This window comes from Cupriavidus pauculus, from assembly GCF_022179805.1.
GTDB classification, from domain to species: domain Bacteria; phylum Pseudomonadota; class Gammaproteobacteria; order Burkholderiales; family Burkholderiaceae; genus Cupriavidus; species Cupriavidus pauculus_E.
On sequence record NZ_BPUO01000008.1, the window covers coordinates 174,861 to 199,319 of the forward strand.

Genomic DNA, 24,459 nt, shown 5'->3' on the forward strand with positions numbered 1-24,459 from the left:
CTCTTGAGACGCCCAGCGCATCCCGGGCCGGTGGCATGCCGGCTTGGGGTGCTCGCGCCAGGGCTGCAGAAAACCTCCGTAACCTCCTCCACCCTAAGCGGCCCCCGAGCCAGTTGTAACACCCCTTGATCTTCATTTAACCAATGAGTTAAATGAGCGCATGCCCAATGCCGCCGATCCGCTTTCCACTGTTTTCGCCGCCCTGGCCGATCCCACGCGGCGCGCCATCCTGGCGCGTCTGTCCGAGGGCGAAGCGCCAGTCAGCGAGCTGGCTCGCCCGTTCGACATGTCTGCCCCCGCCATCTCCAAGCATCTTCGGGTGCTGGCCGACGCCGGGCTGATCGAGCGCGAGGTCAATGCACGTTGGCGTATCTGCCATCTGCGGCCCGGTGCCCTGCGCGATGCGCATGGCTGGCTGGAAACCTACCGGCGGTACTGGGAAGACAACCTCGACAGGCTTGCGGCCTTTGTCGAGCAGGCGCATCCGGACACCATCGTCACATCGGACAAGGGGAACAAGTCATGAGCGAAGCGGCTACCTTTCAGCTGGAACTGACCCGCCAGATTCGTGCGCCGCGCGAGCGGGTTTTCGATGCCTTTACCAACGAGTCGGCGCTGGCCGTCTGGCACTGCCCGCGCGGCATGAAGGTGCTGGAAGCGCGTGCCGATGCACGCGTGGGCGGCAAGTACCGGATCGCGGTTGGCGCGAGCGATGGCGAGCAACACATCGTCGGCGGCGAGTACCAGCGGATCGACCGTGCCGACTTCCTGGCCTACACGTGGCAATGGGAAGGCGGCGCGGAACTGCCCGCCGGACTACGCACGCTGATCGAAGTCACGCTGACCGACAAGGACGGCGGCACTCATCTCCACATGCGGCACAGCGGATTCCCGGACGCCGCGATCCGCGATTCGCACGACAGTGGCTGGCAATCCGTCTTCAACAACCTGAGCGACTACCTGGACCCCGAAGGCAGCGCGGGCACGCTGACGGTCTATGGCGATGGCCGCAGCACCTACGTCCGTACGGTTCGCCTGGCGCTGGAGGAAAAGGGGCTGCGCTACACGCTCAAGCCGCTGACACCACGCGACGACGAACTGCTCGCGCACAATCCGTTCGGACGCATTCCAGCATTCACCGACGGTCCGATCGAGTTCTACGAAACGCGCGCCATCCTGAGCTATCTCAATGACGTCTTCGGTGGCACCAACCTGATTCCGCAGACCGGCCCCACCGCCCGCGCACGCAACGAGCAGTGGATCAGCCTGATCAACTGCCACGCCTACGACACGATGGTGCGCCGCTACGTGCTGCAGTACGTGTTTCCAAAGGGAGAGAACGGCCAGCCCGACCGCCAGACCATCGAGGCGGCCGTGCCTGAAATGGCCAAACAGCTAGACGCGCTGGAGCAGGCGTACGGTGGCCGCGATTTCCTGGTAGGTAATGCGCTGTCGATGGCGGATCTGTTTCTCGCTCCGATCGTCGAATACCTGGGGATGTTCCCCGAGAGCCAGGCGCTGCTGGAAACGCGGCCGAACATCCGACGCGGCCATGCGGTCATGCGTGCGCGGCCTAGCTATGCGGCGACACAGCCGAAGCTCGACTGACCGGCGGCGTTGCTCGCCACGCTAATCTAACCACGCGCGTAGCGCCTGCCACGCGATCAGCTTTTCTGCATACGCCAGCGTGTAGGCGGGGCTGCTTGATGGCAACTTGACGATGGCGTGTTGGGCACCGTGTTTGTCGCCGTGTTCGCCCAGCGCCCTTTCGCCGATCTTCGCCGCCGTGCCGCCGTTGAAGGCAATCGCCTTCAAGTTCGGCAGGGTGGCGATCAGGCCGAGCAGATCGTTGCCTTGATGGTCTTTGATGTTGCTGTCCAGGCTGCCGTCGCGGCGCGCTTCGGCCACGACGTCCCACAGGCCCACGTGGTGGTTGCGGAGGGCCTCCAGCCGCTGCGCGTAGGCGAGGCCGACGAGGTCGACGTCAAGTACGTCGCTCATCAAATGCCAGAAGCGGTTCTGCTTGTGCGCGTAATACTGCGATTGTGCGAGGGAGACTTCGCCCGGCAGGCTGCCGAGCACCAGCACGCGGGTGTGCTGGTCGACGACCGGGGGGAAGCAGCGTTTGGTGGTCATCGGGTCGGGTTGGGATGTGGTGGGTAGTTGAGAGGCTGACCCTCTCCCCCGCCCCTCTCCCGCTCGCGGGAGAGGGGAGCAAACCGAAGGCAGGGGTGAGGGCTCTTCAAACCCCCACCCACACCATCAGGCCAGCAGCCGGTTCACCCGCTGCACATAGGCAGCCGGATCTTCGAGCATGCCGCCCTCGGCCAGCAGGGCCTGGTCGAACAGTACGCGTACGCGGTCGTTGAAGCTGTCGCCTTCGGGCATGTCGCGCAGCTTCTTCACCAGCGCGTGCTCGGGGTTCAGTTCCAGGATCGGCTGGGCGTCGGGGGCTTTCTGGCCGGCCTGCTTCAGCAGGCGTTGCAGGTAGCCGCTCATGTCGCCGTCGTCCGACACCAGGCACGATGCCGAATCGGTCAGGCGCAGCGTTACGCGCACGTCCTTGGCCTGGCCTTCCAGCACGGTCTTGGCGCGTTCCACCACGTCCTTCCATTCGGTGGTCGCCTTCTCCTGCTCGGCCTTTTCGGTTTCGTCGGCCAGTGCGCCCAGGTCCAGGTCGCCACGCGCCACGGACACCAGTTCCTTGCCGTCGAAATCGCGCAGATGCGACAGCATCCATTCGTCGACGCGGTCAGTCAGCAGCACGACCTCGATGCCCTTCTTGCGGAAGACTTCCAGGTGCGGGCTCGACTTGGCAGCGGTCCAGGTGTCAGCCGTGACGTAGTAGATCTTGTCCTGGCCTTCCTTCATGCGGCCCACGTACTCGGCCAGCCCCACCGACTGCTCGGCCGTGTCGCCTTGCGTGGTGGCAAAGCGCAGGAGCTTGGCAATGCGCTCGGCGTTGGCGTGGTCCTCGCCGGTGCCTTCCTTCAGCAGTTGGCCGAACTGTTCCCAGAACGTCTTGTACTTGGCGCGTTCGGCTTCGTCCTCGCTATCGGCCAGCGATTCCAGCATCGACAGCACGCGCTTGGTGCAGCCTTCGCGGATGGCCTTCACGTCGCGGCTTTCTTGCAGCAGTTCGCGCGATACGTTCAGCGGCAGGTCTGCCGAATCCACCACGCCCTTGACCCAGCGCAGGTACGACGGCAGCAGTTGGTCGGCGTCGTCCATGATGAACACGCGCTTCACGTACAGCTTCAGGCCGGCCTTGTGATTGCGGTCCCACAGGTCGAACGGTGCGCGGGCCGGGATGTACAGCAGCTGCGTGTATTCGCTGCGGCCTTCCACGCGGTTGTGCGTCCAGGCCAGCGGCGCATCGTGATCGTGGGCGATGTGCTGGTAGAACGCCTGGTACTGCTCGTCCGTAATGTCGGACTTGCTGCGCGTCCAGAGCGCGCTGGCCTGGTTCACGCTCTCCCATTCGCCGGTCTGCTTCTGCTGCTGCGTCTCGGCATCCCATTCCTCCTTGGGCATGCGGATCGGCAGCGAGATGTGGTCCGAGTACTTGCGGATGATGTGTTGCAGGCGGTACGACGACAGGAAATCGTCTTCGCCTTCGCGCAGGTGCAACGTGATCGTGGTGCCACGCTCGGCACGGTCGATTGCGTCGATCGTAAATTCGCCATCGCCGGCGCTTTCCCAGCGCACCGCTTCGCTGGCAGGCAGGCCGGCGCGACGGGTTTCCACGCTGACCTTGTCGGCCACGATGAAGGCCGAATAGAAGCCCACGCCGAACTGGCCGATCAGCGCCGCGTCCTTCTGCTGGTCGCCGGACAGTTGCTGGAAGAATTCCTTGGTACCCGACCGGGCGATGGTGCCCAGGTTGCGGATCGCCTCGTCGCGGCTCATGCCGATGCCGTTGTCGGTGATCTTCAGCAGGCGGGCGGCGGGGTCCACTTCAATGCGGATGGCCAGGTCGGCATCGTTTTCGAGCAGGGCCGGATTCGCGATGGCCTCGAAGCGTAGCTTGTCGGTGGCGTCCGAAGCGTTCGATACCAGCTCACGCAGGAAGATTTCCTTATTGCTGTACAGCGAGTGGATCATCAGGTGCAGCAACTGCTTCACTTCCGCCTGGAAGCTCATCGTCTCGTGCGGTGCGGTCATGGTTCTCCTCTTGAATGGAAACGTTGCGCAAAGGTGCCCTGCCCCTGGTGTCCGGAGCGGGTCGTTGGCGCAGGAAATAGGGTCGGCGGGCGGCTTTTTCAAGCCCCCCGGGGGTGGGTTCAGGCGCCCGAGGCGGTCGGCAGGCCGGACAGGCGGTCCATCTGGTTGGCCAGGAAGCGCAGCATGCCCGGGTCGCTACTGCTGGCCACGTTGAACCGCGTCCAGGTGGATGGCATCTGCGACGGCGAGAACAGGCTGCCCGGGGCGAACAGATAGCCTTCCTCGTGGCCCGCCGTGGCAATGACATTGGTATCCACGCCGGTATCGGCCCACAGGTACATGCCGGCCAACTGGCCCGGGAAGATGCGGATACCCAGCCGCTCGATCTGCTCGCGCGTCTCGTCGCGGGCGCGGTCCAGACGCACCCGCACCCGTTCGGTGTGCTTGCGGTAGTGGCCTTCGGTCAGCACCTTGTAGACCATTCTTTCGTTGATTTCCGGTGTGGCCATGCCGGTGACCAGCTTGCTGTCGGTCAGGGTCACGGCCAGATCGGGGCTGGCGGCGATAAAGCCCACGCGCAGGTTGGCGGCCAGCGTCTTCGAGAAACTGCCCAGGTAGATCACCCGCTTGAGCTGGTCCAGGCTGGCGAGCCGGGTGGCGGCGTGGGTGGGCGGGCAGAGGTCGCAATAGATGTCGTCCTCGACGATCGTGAACCCGTACTGTTCGGCCAGTTGCAGCAGGCGGAACGCCCGCGCCGCTGACAGCGACGTACCCGTGGGGTTGTGCAGCACCGAATTCACCACCACCAGCTTCGGCTTGTGGGCCTGCGCAATCCGCTCCAGGGCTTCCAGGTCGGGGCCGTCGGCGGTATAGGGCACCCCGATCACGTTGGCGCCCTGCGTGGCAAAACGCGCGAACATCACGAACCAGGCCGGATCGCCCACCACCACGGTATCGCCCGGATGCAGGAATTGCCGCGCAATCAGGTCGAACGCCTGGGTAATGCCAGACGTCATCACGATCTGGTCCGGCGTGACGCCGATTTCCAGCTCCTCCAACCGGGTGCGCAACTGCTGCCGCAGCGGCAGGAAGCCCATCGGCGTACCGCTGGACAGGAAGTGCCCGCCCGGCTGGCGTCCCAGGCTGCGCATCGCGCCGGACAGCAGTTCGCCATCGAGCCATTCGTTGGGCAGGAATCCCCATCCCGGCGCCTTGTGGCTCTCGGCGGAATGGAACATGCTGCGCAGCAGCCAGGTGACATCGACATTGCGGATGGACGGCGACGCGGCCGGCACCACCGCCGACGCATGCGGCAGCCGGTCTCGCACATAGAATCCCGAGCCGCGCCGCGATTCCAGATAGCCCAGCGCCACCAGCCGCTCGTAGGCTTCCACCACGGTAAAGCGCGAGATGCCTTTCTCGGTGGCCAACTGGCGGATCGACGGCATGCGCATGCCGGCACGGAACACCCGCTCGTCGATGCGCAGCCGGGCCCATTCGGTCAGTTGCTCGACCAGCGTCATCTGGGCCGACGGGATCGGGTCGGGCAGTTGCGGATGGCCGGCCGCCGGCATCACCAGCCGCAGCGGCCGCGTGCCCGTGGACGCCCCACCGGACGTGCCGATTGAGGCACTATCACTGCCACCGCGATTCTTCTGATTGCTGTCCATGTGGCGCTCCCGGAACTGTACTGAAGACGATTTGCTCAACTGTATCGGTACTGTACCGACAAGCTTGACTACCATCAACCAACAATGAAACTTGCCATTGACCATCTCGTGATTGCCGCGCCCGACCTGGAATCGGGTGCCGAGCATGTTGCCAACCTGCTGGGTATCGCGCCGCAGACCGGCGGCGCCCATCCGCGCATGGGCACGCACAACCGCGTGCTGGGCATGTTTGGTGGCATGTATCTCGAAGTGATTGCTATCGATCCCAACGCCGCCGCCCCGGCGCGTCCGCGCTGGTTCGGCCTGGACAGCGACCTGATGCAGAAGCGCCTGCGCGACGGTCCGTTCCTGGCCCACTGGGCGGCACGCGTGGAGCGCCCCGCCGACCTGTCGCGCTGGCAGGCCCAGTATCCCGACCGCATCGCCCCGACCATTCCGATGGATCGCGGCGCGCTGCACTGGCGGCTGACCGTGCCCGACGACGGCGCCCTGCCCACCTGGCACGGCGAAGCGGCCAGCGCCGGCGAGGGCCTGTTCCCCACCCTGATCCAGTGGGACGTGGCGGGCCATCCGGGCGTGAGCCTGCCGCGCCAGGACCTGGCGTTGCGCCGGCTGCGCGGCCAGCATCCGCATGCCGAACTGCTGCGGCAGGGCCTGGCCTGGATTGGCGCCACGGACCTGATCGACATCGAACAGACCGACGGGCCGCCGCTGCTGACGGCCGACATCGACACCCCAGCGGACCTCAAGACCCTGCGCTGAAACCACAGAATGACACCAAGGAGCCCCCGCCCATGTCCGCCACCACCATCAAGCGTTTCGACGACGACGCTTACCTCGACCACTGTCAGGCCACCGTGGTGGCGACAAGCGAGGCGGGCATCGAGCTCGACCAGACCGTCTGCTACGCCCGCAGCGGCGGGCAGGCCGGCGACACCGGCACGCTGACCACGGCCGACGGCCGTGTGGTGGTGCTAGCCGATACGGTCTATGCCGATGACCGCACCCGCATCCTGCACGTGCCCGCACCCGACAGCCCCGCGCTGGCCGTGGGCGACCGCGTCGAGGTGAAGATCGACTGGGCGCGCCGGCACCGGCTGATGCGCATGCATACCTGCCTGCACCTGCTGGGATCGCTGATTCCGGTGCCGGTCACGGGCTGCGGCATCTCGCCAGATTCCGCGCGCATCGACTTCGACCTGCCCGAATCCACGCTCGACAAGGCCGTGCTGACCGAGCAGCTCAACGCCCTGATCGACGCCAAGACGCCGGTGGCCATCGAGCGGATCACGCCCGAGGAACTGGCCGCCCAGCCCGACCTGGTGCGCACGGTGGGCGCAGCGCCCCCGGCCGGCACGTCGACCATCCGCATCATCGAGATTCCCGGCGTGGACCGCCAGCCGTGCGGCGGCACGCATGTGGCCAATACCGGCGAGATCGGCACGATGGTGGTGACCAAGATCGAAAAGAAGAGCCGCACCAATCGGCGCGTGACCGTCAACTTCGCCTGATTGGATGAGCGGCATGGAACCCTGGCTGACCGGCCTGTCGATGGCCCAGTTTCTCGCATTGGTGACGCTGCTCGCGGTGGGCGCCTTCACGCCCGGCCCGAACACCACGGTGGCGGCCGTCACGGGCGCCAACTTTGGCCTGCGCGCCACGTTGCCGCACTGCTTTGGCGTCTCTGTCGGCTTTGCCAGCATCATCACGCTGTGCGCCACCGGCGTGGGCGCGCTGATCCTGGCCAGCCCGACGCTGGCCATCCTGATCCGCGTGGCCGGCGTGCTGTACCTGCTCTGGCTGGCGCTGCGCATTGCGCGCAGCACGTCGCTGGCCGAAAAGAACGTGCTCAAGCCGCTCAATGTCTGGCAATCGGTGGCCATGCAGTTCGCCAACATCAAGGCGTGGATGATGGCGCTGGCCGTGGCCGCGTCCTATATGGAAGGCGCCCCGTCGCTGGCGCAGCGCGTGCTGCTGGTCAGCGTGCTGTTCGCGTCGTTCGGCTTCTGCAGCAATGGTGCCTATGGCGTGCTGGGCGCGTCGCTGCGCCAGTGGCTGATGCAGGGCAACCGCGTGCGCTGGTTCAACGGCGCGATGGGCCTGGCGCTGGCCCTGACGGCGGTATGGATGGCCGTTGCCGCACTCCCTCACTGAGCCCCAGCCCCAACCGAGCCCCACCGAGTCGAGCATCATGAAACACAACCACCCTCCTTCCGGCGGCATGCTGCTGGGCTTCATCGGCGTGGCGATCTTCAGCCAGACGCTGCCGTTCACGCGCATGGCCGTGGCCGAGCTGGACGCCACGTTCGTGGCGCTGGCCCGTGCCGTGATTGCCGCCTTGCTGGCGCTGGCGTTGCTGGCCGCACGCGGCGCGCTGGCGGCGCAGGCGCGGCCGCGCGGCCGCCAGTGGCTGCGGCTGGCCGTGACCGCGCTGGGCGTGGTGGTGGGATTCCCGCTGTTCTCGTCGCTGGCGATGCGCGAGGTGCCGGCTGGGCACGGCGCCATCGTGATCGGCCTGCTGCCGCTGGCCACAGCCGTGTTCGCGGCATGGTTCGGCAACGAGCGCCCATCGCTGGCCTTCTGGATCTCGGCCCTGGCTGGCAGCGCGCTCGTCGTGGGCTTTGCGCTGTGGCAGGGCGCGGGCGGCCTGCAGCATGCCGACTGGTTCCTGTTCCTGGCCGTGGTGCTGGGCGCGCTAGGCTATGCCGAAGGCGGCAAGCTGTCGCGCGAACTCGGCGGGCTGGAAACCATCAGCTGGGCGCTGGTGGTGTCGCTGCCGGTGCTGGCGCCCGTGGTGGCCTGGCTGACGCTGACGCACGGCGCCCAGATTGCCGCCGCGTCGCCGCGCGCCTGGGCCGGCATGGCCTATGTGTCGGTGTTCTCGATGTTCATCGGTTTCCTGTTCTGGTACGCCGGGCTCGCAAAAGGCGGCGTGGCGCGCGTAGGACAGATACAATTGCTGCAGCCGTTCCTCACGCTGGCGGGCGGCGCCGTGATCCTGGCCGAGCCCCTCGATGCCCCCACCGTCGCTTTCGCAGTGGCGGTGATCGCCGTGGTGGCCCTTGGCCGACGCGCCGCCGTGCGCAACACGGCACCCGCCACGTCACCGGCCCCCATGGCCGGAGAAACGCCCCCCATCCTCCCAGGACGCATTCACTGACAGGAGTCACCGCATGTCCGTCTACGACACCCTTGCCAAACTTGGCGTCGAACTTCCCGCCGTCAGCGCCCCCGCCGCCGCCTATGTGATGGCCGCGACCACCGGCAACACCGTATTCCTGTCGGGCCACATCGCCCGCCGCGACGGCAAGCCGTGGGCCGGCAAGCTGGGCAAGGACATCGACACCGAAGCTGGCAAGCAGGCCGCGCGCAGCATCGCCATCGATCTGCTGGCCACGCTGCACGCCCACATCGGCGACCTGAACAAGGTGAAGCGCATCGTCAAGGTCATGAGCCTGGTGAACTCCACCCCCGAATTCACCGAGCAGCACCTGGTGACCAACGGCTGCTCGGAATTCCTGGCCGAAGTGTTTGGCGAGAAGGGCAAGCACGCGCGCAGCGCGTTCGGCGTGGCGCAGATTCCGCTGGGCGCCTGCGTGGAAATTGAAATGATCGTCGAAATTTAATCGACGAACGCAATACCTGCCGCACCAAGAAACCAGAGACACCGCCGGGCCCACGGGCCCGGCACATGTAATCCCCACCACGAGACCAATCATGAAATGGGCCATCTCCCGCCGGGCGCAGCAACTGACCAGCTCGGCCATCCGCGAAATCCTGAAAGTCACCGAGCGTCCGGAAGTTATTTCGTTCGCCGGCGGGCTGCCCTCTCCGGCGTCGTTCCCGGTAGCGGCCATGGAAGCGGCGGTGGCCCGTGTATTCGCCGATAACCCGCAAGGCGCGCTGCAGTACGCCGCCACCGAAGGCTATCTGCCGCTGCGCGAGTTCGTGGCAAAGCGCTACAACGTGGGCGTCGAGCGCGTCATGATCACCACGGGGTCGCAGCAGGCGCTGGACCTGATCGCCAAGGTCATGATCGATCCGGGCAGCCCGGTGCTGGTGGAAACGCCGAGCTACCTGGGCGCGCTGCAGGCGTTCTCGCTGTTCGAACCCGAGTTCGTGTCGATCCCGACCGACGAAAACGGCCTGGTGCCCGAGGCGCTGACGCCCGAGCTGACCGCCAACGCGCGCTTCCTGTACGCGCTGCCGAACTTCCAGAACCCCACGGGCCGCCGCCTGCCGCTGGAGCGCCGCCAGGCGCTGGTCAAGCGCGCGCAGGAACTGGGCATCCTGCTGGTGGAAGACGATCCGTACGGCGAACTGAGCTACACCGGCAGCACGCTGCCCACGCTGCTGTCGATGAACCCGGACGGCGTGATCTACATGGGATCGTTCTCGAAGATCCTTGCACCGGGCATGCGCCTGGGCTTCGTGATCGCCCCGCCCGACCTGCACTTCAAGCTGTGCCAGGCCAAGCAGGCATCGGACCTGCACACGCCCACCTTCACGCAGCGCATTGCCTACGAGACGGTCAAGGACGGCCTGCTGGAAACGCACATCCCGACGATCCGCGAGCTCTACGGCAAGCAGTGCGCCTACATGCTGGACGCCCTGAAGCGCCATATGCCCGAAGGCGTGTCGTGGAATGCGCCCGAAGGCGGCATGTTCATTTGGGTGGAGCTGCCCGAGGGACTGGACAGCATGAAGATCCTGGAAGAAGCCGTGAGCCGCAACGTGGCCTACGTGCCGGGCGCGCCGTTCTATGCCGGCAATCCGCGCATGAACACGCTGCGTCTGGCGTTTGTGACCGTGCCGCAGGACCGTATCGAGCAGGGTGTGAAGATCCTGGGCGAAGTGTTCCGCGAAGCCATCGCCAAGGCCGCGCCGCAACCGCGCGCTGCCTGAGGAAGGTCGACGACATGGAACGGGAAGAGCCGCAAACCATGCTGCGCATCTGGGGCCGCCTGTCGTCGATCAATGTGCAGAAAGTGGTCTGGTGCGCGCGAGAGCTGCACCTGGACCACGAGCGCATCGATATCGGCAACCAGAAGGGCGAACTCGACGCGCAAGCGTACGTGCGCCTGAATCCGAACCGGATGATCCCGGTGATCGAGGATTTCCGCGACACCGATGTGGCCGGCGAGCCGTTTGTGCTCTGGGAGTCGAATGCGATCGTGCGTTACCTGTGCGCGCGCTATGGCGAAGGCACGCTGTGGCCGTCCGACGTGAAGGCGCGCGCATCGGCCGACCGCTGGATGGACTGGCAGACCACCACGTTCAGCCCGGCCATGGTCCACGCGTTCCTGCAGATGGTGCGTACGCCGGAAGACCGGCGCGACCAGGCCATCATCGACAAGGCGTGCGAGCGCACTGAGCCGCTGGCGAAGATGCTCGACGATGCCCTGACCAACCGCGAGTTCATCGGCGGCGACCGCTTCACGATGGCCGACATCTCGCTGGCCTGCGCCGCGCACCGCTGGTTGGGTACGCCGGTGCCGCATGCGCCCAGGCCCAACCTGGAACGCTGGCTTGACGCGATGCGTGCGCGCCCGGCCGCGGCCACTATCCTCGTACTGCCGTTGAAGTAAGCCCGCTGCCTGGGGCTACACCAGCCCCAGCAGCCCGGCGCCGGCGCCCAGCGCCACCAGCACCAGCGGGTGCACCTTCGTCTTCAGCATCAACCCCACCGTCACCAGCGTCACCGCCACGGCTGTCCAGCTATGGTCAACGCTCGTGGCCAGCACCCAGCCCGTCGACATCAACAGCCCGATGGTCAGCGCCGACAGCCCGCGCTTGATCAGCGACGGCCACACGGCGTGCGGCGAGCGTCCGGCGAAGTATTCGAAGCCAAGCGCGATCACGCTCGACGGTCCGCAGATACCCAGCATCGACGCAAACGCGCCGGCCGCCCCGGCCACCTGCCAGCCGAACAGCGCCACGAACAGGATGTTCGGCCCCGGCGACGCCTGCGAGATGGCGTACAGCGCCGCAAACTGCTCGTCGGTCATCCACTGGCGCGACTCCACGAGGTACCGGTGCATGTCGGGAATCACGGTGCCGCCGCCTCCCACGGCCAGCAGCGACAGCATGCCGAAGTGGCCCAGCAGGTCGCGCAGGATTTCGGGCGATGCCATCACGCCCCCTTGCGCATCGCGCGGTATTCCAGCACCAGCGCCACCGGCACCAGCACCGCCATCACCGGCAGCAGCGGCCAGCGCAGCCACCCGATCGCCACGAACGCCACCGCCCCCACGGCCACCGCCCGCACCGAGCGCGGCTGGCTCTGCGCGAGCTTCACACCGGTGGACAGCACCAGCCCGGCGGCCACGGCGGTCATGCCAGCCAGCATCTGGCGCACCTGTGGGACGTCCTGGTAGCGCAGGTACAAACCCATCGCGCAAAGCACCACCACCATCGGCACGAACACCAGCCCGCTGAACGCCGCCACGGCACCCCGCAGTCCCGCGAAGCGCAGGCCAAGCATCAGCGCCAGGTTGATCACGTTGGGGCCAGGGAGCACCTGCCCCAGGCTCAGGATCTCGACAAAATCGCGGTCACCGAGCCAGCGGTTGCGCTCGACAACCGAGCGCCGCACGAACGGCAGCACCCCGCCGAAACCGGACAGGCCCATGCGGGCAAATTCAAAGAACAGCGTACGGGCGTTGGGCGGCGGGGCGAGCTCTGGCTCGACGACGAGGGGCGTGGAGGACATGATCGTGATGAGGGGGCCTGCCGTGCGGAATCGGCAAGGTGCCGACATGGTACGGCAGTCCGGCCACCCACGGGGGAAGCCAGCCATCACGGTTCGGCAAGAGGGGGTCGCGTTTGAAGATGGGGGCAGCTGCAATCAATGTGCCGCCGGACGGGCTCCCCTCTCCCGCGAAGTAGGAAAGGGGTTGGGGGTGAGGGCCAGCGGCTCTGCTTGCCGACGATGTCGCAATTTGAACCGCTATGCCCTCACCCCCAGCCCCTCTCCCGCCTTGCGGGAGAGGGAAGCAAACAGCCAGAAAGCAAGCCTTACTCCGGCGCCTTCACCGCTTCCAGCTTCACTTCCTTGAGCCTTGGCTCAATCGCCTTGCCCTTGCGGGCACGCTTGCCCACGTACGGCAGCAGGGTCTTGCCGGACAGCTTCTGCGGCGGCACCTTGCCGCCGCGCATGCCGGTGCCCGAGATCAGCAGGCCCGGTGCGCCTACCGCCACGGCCTGTTCCAGCATTTCCGTCGGCTCAAGCTCCATCAGGATCACGCCACGGCCGCCGGCCGACAGCACCTTGACCTCGTCCAGCCCCACCAGCAGCAGGCGGCCGTTGGCTGAGAAGCACGCGATATGCGTGGCGTCCTCGCCAACCGGTGCCGGTTGCATGATCGTGTCGCCATCGTCCAGCGTTACGAACGCCTTGCCGGCCTTCTGGCGGCCGATCATGTCGCCCACCTTCGTGACGAAGCCATTGCCGCCGGCCGTGGCGATCAGCATGCGCTGCTCGGCGCCGCCCGCGAACGTATGCGCGATCTGCGAGCCGGGGGCCAGGTCGATCAGCGTGGTGACGGGCACGCCGTCGCCGCGTCCGCCCGGCAGGCCCGACACGGCCACCGAGTAGACGCGCCCGTTGCTGCCGAACGCCAGCATCGTATCCACGGTGCGGCATTCGAACGTGCCATACAGCGCGTCGCCGGCCTTGAACGTGAACTGCGACGGATCGTGGCCATGGCCCTGGCGCGTGCGCACCCAACCCTTGCCGGAAACAATCACCGTCACGGGCTCGTCGATCACCTTCACCTCGGCCGCGGCGCGGCTGGCTTCCTGGATCAACGTGCGGCGCGGGTCCTTGTCTTCCGGGCTGTACTGCTTGGCGTCCTGCTCGATCTCCTTGATGATCTTGCGACGCATCATGGTCTCGGACTTCAGCAGCACGTCCAGCTCGGCCTGTTCGTCGCGCAGCCTGGCCAGTTCCTGTTCGATCTTGATCGCTTCCAGGCGGGCCAGCTGGCGCAGGCGGATTTCCAGGATGTCCTCGGCCTGCCGGTCGCTCAGGCGGAACGCCTCGATCAGCGCGGGCTTGGGATCGTCGCTTTCGCGGATGATGCGGATCACCTCGTCGATGTTCAGCAGCACCAGCATCCGCCCTTCCAGGATATGGATGCGGTCTTCCACCTTGTTCAGCTGGAAGCGCGTGCGCTTGGTCACCGTCTCGAAGCGGAATTCGATCCACTCGCGCAGAATCTCCTGCAGGCCCTTCTGGCGCGGACGGCCATCGGTGCCGATCATCACCAGGTTGATCGGCGCGCCCGATTCCAGGCTGGTATGCGCCAGCAGCGTCTGGGTGAATTCCTGCTGGCCGACGTTCTTGCTCTTGGGTTCGAACACCAGGCGCACCGGCGCATCCTTGCCGGATTCGTCACGCACGGCATCCAGCAAGGCCAGCATCGTGGTCTTGAGCTGGGTCTGCTCGGGCGTCAGTGCCTTCTTGCCGGTGCGGATCTTCGGATTGGTGATTTCCTCGATTTCCTCGAGCACCTTCTGCGCCGACGTGTTCGGCGGCAGTTCGGTCACCACCATCTGCCACTGCCCGCGCGCCATTTCCTCGATGGTCCAGCGCGCGCGCACCTTCAGGCTGCCGCGGCCGTTCTCGTAGATCTGGGCAATTTCCGACGCCGGCGAGATGATCTGGCCGCCGCCCGGGTAATCCGGCCCCGGCATGATCGCCAGCAGTTCGGCCAGCGAGATGTTCGGGTTGCGGATCATCGCCACGGCGGCGCCCGCCACTTCACGCAGATTGTGCGGCGGGATTTCGGTGGCCATGCCCACGGCAATACCGGACGCGCCGTTCAGCAGCACGAACGGCAGGCGCGCGGGCAGCAGCTTCGGCTCTTCTTCCGAGCCGTCGTAGTTGGCCACGAACTCCACCGTGCCCATGTCGATCTCGTCGAGCAGCAGTCGCGAGATCGGGGTCAGGCGGGCTTCGGTGTAGCGCATCGCCGCGGCGCCGTCGCCGTCGCGCGAGCCAAAGTTGCCCTGGCCGTCGATCAGCGGGTAGCGCAGCGAGAAGTCCTGCGCCAGACGCACCAGCGCGTCGTACGCCGACTGATCGCCGTGCGGGTGGAATTTACCCAGCACCTCGCCGACCACGCGGGCCGATTTCACGGGCTTGGCGTCGGAGCGCAGCCCCATCGCCTGCATGGCGTACAGGATGCGGCGCTGCACGGGCTTCTGGCCGTCGGCCACTTCGGGCAGCGCACGGCCCTTGACCACGCTCACGGCGTAATCGAGGTAGGCGCGTTCGGCGTACCGCGCGAGCGTCAGCGAATCCGCCGGCTCTTCGGGCTGAAACGTAGTATCTGCTTGATCCATGGTTGGCAAGGGTTCGGCATGCCAGGCGCGGGCGCGCCAGGCTTCCGGCTATTGCAGTCAGCGTGGGATTCTAATGGAAGTGGGTGACGAGGCCGCCGGAAATAGCACCCGGAAACCTGCAACCGTCGCGTCAGGGCATCGGCCGGCGCCCGCCGCCAATGACCATGCGCACCCGGTCCGCCGCCACGCCGGTACGGATGACCCCGCCGGCCGACGGCTGGTACAGCCGGTAGAACTCCAGCACGGTCGTAACGTACTGGCGTGTTTCGGGGAACGGCGGAATCTGGTTGTTGTAGCGCTGCACCGCGCCCTCGCCGGCGTTGTACGCGGCCAGCACCAGATCCAGGTTGTTCGGGAACAGCTCCATCAGAAAGCGCAGATAGCGCACGCCGGCGGAGATGTTCAGCCTCGGGTCGGCCAGCTTCTGCTCCACCGTGCGGCGCTTGTCGGCGGCCACGCCGAATCGCGCGCCGGTATCCGGAATCACCTGCATCAGCCCGATGGCACCCTTCGGCGACACGGCCGACGCGTTGAAGCCGCTTTCCACCGCCATCACCGCCTTCACCAGGGCCGGATCCACGTCGTGCGCCTGGGCTGCCTGCTGGATCAGCGGATCGACCGTGCGCAGGTTCGGGTGGTTGAGCAGGTAGCGGAACAGCTTGTCCTTGTCCGGGCTCGACTTGTCGCCCAGCGTGATCACGCCGCGATGGCCCAGGTCGGCGGAATCGAACTGCCCGCCGTCCTTCATGAACAGCTTGTAGCGCTCGTCAAGCTTCGTATCGGCAAAGTGGGCCACGCCCTCACCGTCGATATAGCCCCAGAGCGCGGCATGGGTCGGCGCGGCGATGCCGAACGAGCCGAGCACAGCCAGCGCGCAGGCCAGGCGTCTCGCCCGCCCCTTCCATCGCTGTTGTCCGCTTCGTTCCTGCATCGTCGCTCCTTGCCCGTGTGGCTGCCGTCAGATGTCGGCCACCACCTCGTTGCCCTTCTCTTCGAGCCAGCTACGGCGCTGCGACGCCTCGCCCTTGCCCATCAGCATGTTCATCATCGTCACGGTCTGCGGCAGGTCGAATTCGCCCAGCGCCACCGGCAGCAGCCGGCGCGTGTCCGGATTCATCGTCGTTTCCCAGAGCTGCGCGGCGCTCATTTCGCCCAGGCCCTTGAAGCGCGAGATCTGCCAGGCACCGTCCTTGACGCCGTCCTTGAGCAGCTTGTCCTGGATGGCTTCCAGCTCGCCTTCGTCCAGCGCGTAGAGCTTCTGCGCCGGCTTCTTGCCGCGCGCCGGTGCATCCACGCGGAACAGCGGCGGGCGCGCCACGCAGACGTGGCCCAGGTCGATCAGCTTCGGGAAATGGCGGAAGAACAACGTCAGCAGCAGCACCTGGATGTGCGCGCCGTCCACGTCGGCATCGGACAGGATGCAGATCTTGCCGTAGCGCAGGTTCGACAGGTCGGGCTCGTCGTCGGCGCTATGCGGGTCGACGCCGATGGCCACGGCGATGTCGTGCACTTCGTTGTTCGCGAACAGGCGGTCGCGCTCGGTTTCCCAGGTGTTCAGCACCTTGCCGCGCAGCGGCAGGATCGCCTGGAATTCCTTGTCGCGGCCCATCTTTGCCGAACCACCGGCCGAGTCACCTTCCACCAGGAAGATCTCGTTGCGCGTGATATCGGTCGATTCGCAGTCGGTGAGCTTGCCGGGCAGCACGGCCACGCCGGAGCCCTTCTTCTTTTCCACCTTCTGCGCGGCACGGGTGCGGGCCTGGGCCTGGCGGATCACCAGTTCGGCCAGCTTCTTGCCGAAGTCCACGTGGTGGTTCAGCCAGAGTTCCAGCGCGGGACGGCTGAACGTGGACACCAGGCGTACGGCGTCGCGGCTGTTCAGGCGTTCCTTGATCTGGCCCTGGAACTGCGGGTCCAGCACCTTGGCCGACAGCACGAACGAAGCGCGCGCGAACACGTCTTCGCTCATCAGCTTCACGCCCTTGGGCTGCAGCGAGTGCATCTCGATGAAGCTCTTCACGGCCAGGAACAGCCCTTCGCGCAGGCCGGACTCATGCGTGCCGCCGGCCGGCGTGGGAATCAGGTTCACATACGATTCGCGCACCGGGGCGCCTTCCTCGGTCCAGGCCACCACCCACGATGCGCCTTCGCCTTCGGCAAACCCTTCCTCGCCGGCATTCTTGTCCGGATCGGCAAAGTGCTCGCCCTCGAACATCGGGATCACCAGCTCCGCGCCACTGCCCTGGGCCAGCGCTTCCACCAGGTAGCCCTTCAGGCCCTGCTCGTACTGCCAGACCGTCGACTCGCCGGTCTTTTCCAGCACCAGCGTCACCTTGACGCCCGGCAGCAGCACGGCCTTGGAGCGCAGCAGACGCTGCAGCTCGGCCATCGGAATGGCGGGCGAATCGAAGTACTTGGCATCGGGCCATACCTGCACCCGCGTACCGTTCTTCTTCTCGCCGCGCTCCAGCTTGCGCGTTTCCAGCGGGCGGGTCACTTCGCCGCCGTGCTCGAAGGTCAGCGTCGACTGCGCGGCGTCGCGCCAGACGGTCACGTCCAGCCGCGTGGCCAGCGCGTTGGTCACGGACACACCCACACCGTGCAGGCCGCCCGAGAACGCGTACGCGCCGCCCTTGCCCTTGTCGAACTTGCCGCCCGCGTGCAGGCGCGTGAAGACGATTTCCACGACGGGCACGCCTTCTTCCGGGTGCATGCCGACCGGAATGCCGCGGCCGTCGTCTTCCACGCTGATGCTGCCGTCCTTGTGCAGCGTCACGAGAATCTCTGTGCCGTAGCCGCCCAGCGCTTCGTCCGAGGCGTTGTCGATCACCTCCTGCACGATGTGCAGGGGGTTGTCGGTACGGGTGTACATGCCGGGGCGCTGCTTGACCGGCTCCAGGCCCTTCAGGACCCGGATGGAAGATTCGCTGTACTGACTGGTTTTGCTCGCCATGGAGTCGATACGGATATTGGTCTTGCCGGCCGTGCGCGGCCGGGATGCGCTGCATTGTAATGGATCGACGCGCCGGGTCATCCGAATGGAAAGCCGCCGGAATACGTAGTCGGGCACGAAATCGGTGCCCGGCTTACACTAGGCGCCGGCCGCCAGATCGCCCCCCAGGCGCGCAAGAACGACAAGGCCAGCGCAGAGAGAACAATAGAGACAATCCGAGCCCGACATGACCGACCGAAAACTTTCCCTGACCACCGTGCTCGTGTGCGGCGGCCTTCTCGTCACCCTTTCGATGGGCATCCGGCATGGCTTTGGCCTGTTCAACCTGCCGATCACCCAGACCCACGGCTGGAACCGCGAGACCTTTGCGTTTGCGCTGGCGCTGCAGAACCTGATGTGGGGTGCCAGCCAGCCGATTACCGGCGCGCTGGCCGACAAGTTCGGCGCAATGCGCATCATGATCGTCGGGGTGGTGCTCTATGTGGCCGGCCTGATCGTGATGGCGATGGCCACCAGCGGCACCGCGTTTGCCACCGGCGCCGGCGTGCTGATCGGCATCGCGCAGTCGGGCACTACCTATAGCGTGGTCTATGGCGTGATTGGCCGGGTAGCCAGCGCCGAGAAGCGCGTGTGGGCCATGGGCATCGCCGCGGCGGCCGGATCGTTCGGCCAGTTCCTGATGATTCCGGTCGAGCAGACGCTGATTTCCACCGCGGGCTGGCAGAACGCGCTGTACATCCTGGCTTTCCTGGCGTGCTTCATGCTGCCGCTGGCCTTTACGTTGCGCGAGCCCGACATGGGGACCAGCACCGGCGGCCACCACCAGACCATTGGCGAAGCCACGCGCGAGGCGTTCGGCAACCGTAATTTCCAGTTGCTGACGCTGGGCTACTTCGTGTGCGGGTTCCAGGTGGTGTTCATCGGCGTGCACCTGGCGCCGTACCTGAAGGACCGGGGCCTGGTCGACGTGAAGATCGCCACGGTGGCGCTGGCGCTGATCGGCCTGTTCAACGTATTCGGCACCTACACGGCCGGCGCTATGGGGCAGCGCATGCCCAAGCGCTACCTGCTGTCGTCGATCTACATTGCCCGATCCATCGTCATCGCCGGCTACCTGCTGCTGCCGCTGACGGCCTGGAGCACCTGGATCTTTGCCGCGCTGATGGGCTTCCTGTGGTTGTCCACGGTGCCGCTGACCAACGGCATCATCGCGCAGGTGTTTGGCGTGAAGTACCTGTCGATGCTGTCGGGCGTGGTGTTCTTCTCGCACCAGATCGGCAGCTTCCTGGGTGCCTGGCTGGGCGGCTACCTGTTTGACCGCACCGGCAGCTACAACATCGTGTGGATTCTGGCGATTGCGCTGGGCGTGCTGGCCGCGCTGGTCAACCTGCCAATCCGCGAGCAGGCGCTGGTGCGCCCGCAGCCGGTGGGAGTCTGACGTGACCTGGGCGCGTGGGGTTGGCTATGTGGCGCTGGCGGCGGTACTGACGCTGGGGTTCATGGCTTACCTGCGCCCAGCGTTCATGGTGGATTTGACGAATATGGTGCTGGCTTGGTGCGGGTGAGGTTTTAGCTGGCGCTGGCCGGCTCCCTCGTTTGTTTGCTCCCCTCTCCCACGCTTTTTGCTCCCCTCTCCCGCCTTGCGGGTGAGGGGAGACAACTAAGGGAGCAAACCCGAAGCGATGGATCAGCCCTCGCCCTTCGTCTTCTTCTCCAGCACGTCCCAGCGTTCCAGCGCTTCCAGCAGTTCCATCTCGATGTCGTCGTGGCGCGAGGCCAGTTCGGCGGCGCGGGCCGGGTCGGTGGCGTAGAGCGAACCGTCCTCAAGCTGGGCGCCGATGGGCTTCTGCTCGCCTTCCAGTGCCGCGATGCGCTCGGGCAACCCGTCAAGCTCGCGTTGTTCCTTGTACGACAGCTTGACCGTGCGATTGGCACCACGTGCCTCGCGCGTGGCAGTCTTGAGCGCCTCAGCCGGCTTCGGCTCGCCCTTGGCCGCCTGCAACGCCTGCGCACGGGCCGACTGCTCTTCCCAGTCGGAATACCCGCCCACCGATTCGCGCCACTGGCCGTCGCCTTCGGCCGCGATGGTCGACGTCACCACGTTGTCCAGGAATGCGCGGTCGTGCGAGACCAGGAATACGGTGCCGGGATAGTCCTGCAGCAGTTCTTCCAGCAGTTCGAGCGTGTCGATGTCCAGGTCGTTGGTCGGCTCGTCCAGCACCAGCACGTTGGCCGGCCGGGCGAACAGGCGCGCCAGCAGCAGGCGGTTGCGCTCGCCGCCAGACAGCGACTTGACCGGCGACCGCGCGCGCTCCGGCGCGAACAGGAAGTCGCCCAGGTAGCTCATCACGTGCTTGCGCTGGCCGTTGACCTCGACCCAGTCGCTGCCCGGGCTGATGGTGTCGGCCAGCGACCTTTCCAGATCCAGCGCGGTACGCATCTGGTCGAAGTACGCCACCTGGAGGTTGCTGCCGTTGCGCACGGTGCCCGAATCGGGCGCGAGATCGCCCAGGATCAGCCGCAGCAGCGTGGTCTTGCCGGCACCGTTCGGGCCGATCAGGCCCACCTTGTCGCCACGCATGATGGTTGCCGTGAAGTCGCGCACCACCACCTTGTCGCCGTACGACTTCGACACATTGGTCAGTTCCGACACGATCTTGCCCGAGCGGTCGGCCTGCGACACTTCCAACTTCACATTGCCCTGCACCTCGCGGCGCTGGGCGCGTTCGTTGCGCATGTCCACCAGACGCTGCACCCGCGCCACACTGCGCGTGCGGCGGGCTTCCACGCCCTTGCGGATCCACACTTCTTCCTGCGCCAGCAGCTTGTCAAACTTGGCCTGCTCCACGGCCTCGTTGGCCAGCAGTTCGGCCTTGCGCGTCTGGTAGGCCGCGAAATTGCCCGGGAACGACAGCAGCTTGCCGCGATCGAGTTCGACGATGCGGGTGGCCACGCGGTCCAGGAACGCGCGGTCGTGGGTGATCAGCAGTACGCTGCCCCGGAAGCCCAGCAGCAGGTCTTCCAGCCAGCGGATGGCTTCCACATCAAGGTGGTTGGTCGGTTCGTCGAGCAGCAGGATGTCCGGCTCGGCCACCAGGCCCTGCGCCAGCGCCACGCGCTTTTGCAGCCCGCCGGACAGCGCATCGACCCGTACGTGCGGGTCCAGCTGCAGCCGGGCCAGCGTGGTTTCCACGCGGGTCCGCAGTTGCCAGGCGTCGGCGGCATCGAGTTCGGCCTGCACGCGGTGCAGTTCGGCCAGCGTGGCTTCGTCGTGATGGGTTTCGAGCTTGGCCAGCGCGGCGTCGTAGCGCAGCAGCAGGTCGTGCGCGGCGCCCATGCCCTGGCTGACCGCGTCGAACACGGTGATGCCGGGCGCGAACTGTGGCTCCTGCGCAACATAGGCCGAAGTCACGCCGCTCTGGCGTGCGATCAGCCCGTCGTCGGGCGCGGAGGCGCCAGACACGATCCGCAGCAGCGACGACTTGCCGGTGCCGTTGCGGCCGATCAGGCCAACGCGTTCACCGGCTTCGAGCGAGAAATCGGTATGGTCGAGCAGCGCCACGTGGCCAAAGGCCAGTTGGGCGTCGGTAATGGAAAACAGGGCCATGATGTGCGAGGACGGATAAGCGGCGCCGGCCACGAAAGCCGGCGCGCGGGCAGGCCCGAATTGTAGACGACGCAGGCCAGACGGCCGTTGCCGGCGCGCGGCGCGCAAAAAAGAAAAGGCCCGTTCGTCTGAACGGGCCCCAAGAGTCTCTCCTCGGTGCCCTGCTCGCAAGGCACGACTGAAGCATAGCCAGCGGCGGCGCGCGCCAGAAGTCGGACAAATCCGTAAGGGAAACTCCCCGTCAACCTGCGGCGCGCCGGAGCGTTGCGCGCCGGGGACGTTGAACGCCGCCACTAGCGTCCACAGTTGTGCCTTGCCAGTCGCCCGTGGAACAATCCGGCATCGGATTTTCTCCGAAAGCACAACGACAGCAGCACCGCGGTAAACAGTAGTCATAGAGCCGGAAGCATCCGGCCATGGGCGGACGGCTAACGCGCCGCCAGGGTTATTTCCCTAAAAACTTTCGACGGGTGTCTTTCATGACCAATTCGGGCCTGCCGCGCCTTGCCTCGTTCCGAGGCCTGGCGTCTGTCGTATTTTCCCTAGCCACCCTGCTCTGCCTGCCGGCCATGCCGACAGCGCAAGCAGCCACGCCAAATTCCGTGGTGCTCCGCATCCAGCAGACTGGCGCGATCCGCATTGCCCACCGCGAAAGCTCGGTGCCCTTCTCGTTCGTGGTGGACGGCAAGCCCATGGGCTATGCCGTGGACCTGTGCCTGAAGGTGGCCGACGCCCTGCGCACGCAACTGAAGCTGCCGCAACTGCGCGTGGAATGGGTGCCGGTGACGCCGGCCTCGCGCATTCCGTCCATCGTCGACGGCAAGGCGGACCTGGAGTGCGGGTCCACCACCAACAACCGCGACCGCCGCGACCAGGTGGCATTCACCATCCCGCACTACATTGCCGGCAGCCGCATGCTCGTGAAGACGGATTCGGGCATCCGCAAATGGAGCGACCTGCGCGGGAAGACCGTGGTTTCCACCACCAAGACCACGCCGCTGGAGATGATCCGCAAGATGGATGAGGCTGGCGCCATGGGCTGGAAGGTAGTGGAGGCCAAGGACCACGCCGAGGCGTTCGCGATGGTGGAATCGGGCAAGGCCGATGCCTTCGTGATGGACGACGTGTTGCTGTTCGGCCTGCGCGCCAATGCGAAAAACCCGGCGTCGCTGGCCGTGACCGGCGACCTGCTCACGATCGAGCCGTACGCGATCATGCTGTCGAAGCACGACGCCGAGTTCAAGAAGCTGGTCGACAAGGCCATGATCGCCTCGATCTACGACCAGGACACGCAGAAGCTCTACCGCAAGTGGTTCCAGCAGCCGATTCCGCCCAACGGCATCACGCTGGACATCCCGATGAGCTACCTGCTGCGCGATTCGTTCAAGTTCCCGAGCGACAAGGTGGCGGACTGACAGCAGCAACCCATCCTCCCGGCAGTGGTGCCGGGAGAAAGCCGTGCGAACGAATCGTGCGAAGATAGCGCCCCCTGCCGCTATCCGCACGTAACGCCATGTCCGCCGCCCCCCTGAAGCTGTCCGATCTATCCGTCTCCACCGTTGTGGCCGGGCTGATCGCCCTGCTGACTGGCTACGCCAGTTCGCTGGTGCTGATGATCCAGGCCGGCCAGGCGGCGCACCTGACCGACGCCCAGGTGGCGTCATGGATCTGGGCGCTGTCGATCGGCATGGGCGTCACCACGCTGGGGTTGTCGCTGCTCATGCGCGTGCCGGTGGTGGTAGCGTGGTCCACGCCCGGCGCCGCGCTGCTGATTGCCAGCCTGCCAGGCGTGCCCTACGCCGAAGCGGTCGGCGCCTTCCTGATGGCCGCGCTGCTGATGACGGCGGCCGGCATGACCGGCTGGTTCGACAAGCTCATGAAGGCGCTGCCGGCCAGCATTGCGTCGGCGCTGCTGGCCGGCATCCTGTTCCGCATCAGCGTGGATGTGTTCGTCCATGCCCAGTACCAGACGGTGCTGCTGCTGGCGATGTTTGCCGCCTACTTGGCGGGCCGCCGCTGGTGGCCGCGCTATGCCGTGCCGGGCGTGCTGGCCCTTGGCGTGGCGCTGGCGGGCGCGCTCGGGCAGCTTCATTTCGACCAGTTCCATTTCGCGGTGGCCCTGCCCGTGTGGACCACGCCGGCATTCTCGCTGTCGGCATTCGTCAGCATCGCCGTGCCGCTGTTCATCGTGGCGTTGGCCTCGCAAAACATCCCCGGGCTGGCCGTGCTGCGTGCCGACGGCTACCACGTGCCAGCCAGCCCGCTGATCACGGTCACGGGCCTGGCATCGGCCATCCTGGCCCCGTTCGGATCGCACGGCATCAACCTGGCGGCCATTACGGCGGCTATCTGCACCGGCCCGCAAGCCGACGCGGACCCGCGGCGCCGCTACATGGCCGCCGTGGTCTGCGGCATCGGCTACCTCGCCATGGGCGTGATGGCGGCCAGCATCGCGGCGCTGTTCGCCGCGTTTCCGAAGGCGCTGGTGGTGGCCGTGGCGGCCTTTGCACTGCTGGGATCGATTGCCAACGGACTGACCGTGGCCATGCAGACGCCGGCCGAACGCGAGTCCGCGCTGCTGACGTTCATGATCACGGCCTCGGGCATGACGCTGGCCGGCGTGGGCTCGGCGTTCTGGGGCGTGGTCGGAGGCATGCTCGCGTTGCTGGTACTCCGGCCGCGCGAGGCCAAGACGGCTTAAGGCGCTGCCAACCGGG

At 66.3% G+C, this 24,459-nt stretch carries 21 protein-coding genes; 12 read left to right on the forward strand and 9 right to left on the reverse strand.

Annotated features, from left to right (window positions below):
- Nucleotides 1-160 precede the first annotated feature (160 nt).
- Both MFF62_RS18315 and MFF62_RS18320 read left to right on the forward strand, forming a co-directional pair.
- Nucleotides 161-526: an ArsR/SmtB family transcription factor gene (locus MFF62_RS18315; RefSeq protein ID WP_238264546.1), complete on the forward strand. Its 366-nt coding sequence runs from the start codon at nt 161-163 to the stop codon at nt 524-526.
- Nucleotides 523-1,608: an SRPBCC domain-containing protein gene (locus tag MFF62_RS18320; RefSeq protein WP_238264547.1), complete on the forward strand. Its 1,086-nt coding sequence runs from the start codon at nt 523-525 to the stop codon at nt 1,606-1,608. Before MFF62_RS18315 ends, MFF62_RS18320 begins: the two co-directional genes overlap by 4 nt.
- A 21-nt stretch (nt 1,609-1,629) precedes the next feature.
- Here the strand turns inward: MFF62_RS18320 and MFF62_RS18325 are convergent, their stop codons facing one another.
- The 3 genes from MFF62_RS18325 to MFF62_RS18335 form a co-directional block, all read right to left on the reverse strand.
- A complete protein-coding gene (locus tag MFF62_RS18325) occupies nt 1,630-2,136 on the reverse strand; it encodes a DNA-deoxyinosine glycosylase (protein WP_238264548.1) in 507 nt (168 codons plus the stop codon).
- A gap of 126 nt (nt 2,137-2,262) precedes the next feature.
- Complete coding sequence (gene htpG, locus MFF62_RS18330) at nt 2,263-4,164, reverse strand: molecular chaperone HtpG (protein WP_238264549.1); 1,902 nt, start codon at nt 4,162-4,164, stop codon at nt 2,263-2,265.
- A gap of 119 nt (nt 4,165-4,283) precedes the next feature.
- The gene (locus MFF62_RS18335) at nt 4,284-5,738 is read right to left on the reverse strand and encodes an aminotransferase-like domain-containing protein (RefSeq protein WP_404990787.1); all 1,455 of its coding nucleotides are present in this window, start codon (nt 5,736-5,738) and stop codon (nt 4,284-4,286) included.
- Nucleotides 5,739-5,918: 180 nt separating this feature from the next.
- Between MFF62_RS18335 and MFF62_RS18340 the strand changes: the two genes are divergently transcribed.
- The 7 genes from MFF62_RS18340 (at nt 5,919) to MFF62_RS18370 (ending at nt 11,422) form a co-directional block, all read left to right on the forward strand.
- A complete protein-coding gene (locus MFF62_RS18340; protein WP_238264551.1) occupies nt 5,919-6,596 on the forward strand; it encodes a VOC family protein in 678 nt (225 codons plus the stop codon).
- A gap of 32 nt (nt 6,597-6,628) precedes the next feature.
- Nucleotides 6,629-7,345: an alanyl-tRNA editing protein gene (locus tag MFF62_RS18345; protein WP_238264552.1), complete on the forward strand. Its 717-nt coding sequence runs from the start codon at nt 6,629-6,631 to the stop codon at nt 7,343-7,345.
- 13 nt (nt 7,346-7,358) lie between these two features.
- Nucleotides 7,359-7,988 (forward strand): LysE family translocator, encoded by a 630-nt coding sequence (locus MFF62_RS18350; protein ID WP_238264553.1) that lies wholly within the window; start codon nt 7,359-7,361, stop codon nt 7,986-7,988.
- A 37-nt stretch (nt 7,989-8,025) separates the two neighbouring features.
- Nucleotides 8,026-8,994, forward strand: coding sequence for a DMT family transporter (locus tag MFF62_RS18355; RefSeq protein WP_238264554.1), 969 nt, complete (start codon nt 8,026-8,028; stop codon nt 8,992-8,994).
- Nucleotides 8,995-9,007: 13 nt separating this feature from the next.
- Entirely contained in the window at nt 9,008-9,460 is a 453-nt protein-coding gene (locus tag MFF62_RS18360) for a RidA family protein (RefSeq protein WP_238264555.1), read from the forward strand.
- A gap of 91 nt (nt 9,461-9,551) precedes the next feature.
- Nucleotides 9,552-10,739 carry an aminotransferase-like domain-containing protein gene (locus MFF62_RS18365; RefSeq protein WP_238264556.1) on the forward strand — a complete coding sequence of 396 codons (1,188 nt, stop codon included), beginning with the start codon at nt 9,552-9,554 and terminating at the stop codon, nt 10,737-10,739.
- 38 nt (nt 10,740-10,777) lie between these two features.
- Complete coding sequence (locus tag MFF62_RS18370) at nt 10,778-11,422, forward strand: glutathione S-transferase family protein (protein ID WP_238264754.1); 645 nt, start codon at nt 10,778-10,780, stop codon at nt 11,420-11,422.
- Between the two features lie 15 nt (nt 11,423-11,437).
- On the opposite strand, the gene MFF62_RS18375 is transcribed toward MFF62_RS18370, so the two are convergent.
- From MFF62_RS18375 to MFF62_RS18395, 5 genes are all read right to left on the reverse strand, one after another.
- The gene (locus MFF62_RS18375) at nt 11,438-11,968 is read right to left on the reverse strand and encodes a chromate transporter (protein ID WP_238264557.1); all 531 of its coding nucleotides are present in this window, start codon (nt 11,966-11,968) and stop codon (nt 11,438-11,440) included.
- Nucleotides 11,968-12,546, reverse strand: coding sequence for a chromate transporter (locus MFF62_RS18380; RefSeq protein WP_238264558.1), 579 nt, complete (start codon nt 12,544-12,546; stop codon nt 11,968-11,970). The genes MFF62_RS18375 and MFF62_RS18380 overlap by 1 nt, the downstream gene beginning before the upstream one ends.
- Nucleotides 12,547-12,851: 305 nt before the next feature.
- Nucleotides 12,852-15,182, reverse strand: a complete 2,331-nt coding sequence (gene parC, locus MFF62_RS18385; RefSeq protein ID WP_238264559.1) for a DNA topoisomerase IV subunit A — start codon at nt 15,180-15,182, stop codon at nt 12,852-12,854.
- Nucleotides 15,183-15,312: 130 nt separating this feature from the next.
- Nucleotides 15,313-16,113 carry a lytic transglycosylase domain-containing protein gene (locus MFF62_RS18390; RefSeq protein ID WP_238264560.1) on the reverse strand — a complete coding sequence of 267 codons (801 nt, stop codon included), beginning with the start codon at nt 16,111-16,113 and terminating at the stop codon, nt 15,313-15,315.
- A 27-nt stretch (nt 16,114-16,140) separates the two neighbouring features.
- Nucleotides 16,141-18,135 carry a DNA topoisomerase IV subunit B gene (locus MFF62_RS18395; RefSeq protein ID WP_238264561.1) on the reverse strand — a complete coding sequence of 665 codons (1,995 nt, stop codon included), beginning with the start codon at nt 18,133-18,135 and terminating at the stop codon, nt 16,141-16,143.
- A gap of 226 nt (nt 18,136-18,361) precedes the next feature.
- Here MFF62_RS18395 and MFF62_RS18400 point away from each other — a divergent pair, with 226 nt between their 5' ends.
- The gene (locus MFF62_RS18400; protein ID WP_238264562.1) at nt 18,362-19,573 is read left to right on the forward strand and encodes an MFS transporter; all 1,212 of its coding nucleotides are present in this window, start codon (nt 18,362-18,364) and stop codon (nt 19,571-19,573) included.
- Nucleotides 19,574-19,822: 249 nt separating this feature from the next.
- Here the strand turns inward: MFF62_RS18400 and MFF62_RS18405 are convergent, their stop codons facing one another.
- Nucleotides 19,823-21,742, reverse strand: coding sequence for an ATP-binding cassette domain-containing protein (locus MFF62_RS18405; protein WP_238264563.1), 1,920 nt, complete (start codon nt 21,740-21,742; stop codon nt 19,823-19,825).
- Nucleotides 21,743-22,221: 479 nt separating this feature from the next.
- On the opposite strand from MFF62_RS18405, the gene MFF62_RS18410 reads away from it, so the two are divergent.
- Nucleotides 22,222-23,157 (forward strand): amino acid ABC transporter substrate-binding protein, encoded by a 936-nt coding sequence (locus MFF62_RS18410; RefSeq protein WP_238264564.1) that lies wholly within the window; start codon nt 22,222-22,224, stop codon nt 23,155-23,157.
- A gap of 98 nt (nt 23,158-23,255) precedes the next feature.
- Nucleotides 23,256-24,443, forward strand: coding sequence for a benzoate/H(+) symporter BenE family transporter (locus MFF62_RS18415; RefSeq protein ID WP_238264565.1), 1,188 nt, complete (start codon nt 23,256-23,258; stop codon nt 24,441-24,443).
- The last annotated feature ends 16 nt before the right edge of the window (nt 24,444-24,459 follow it).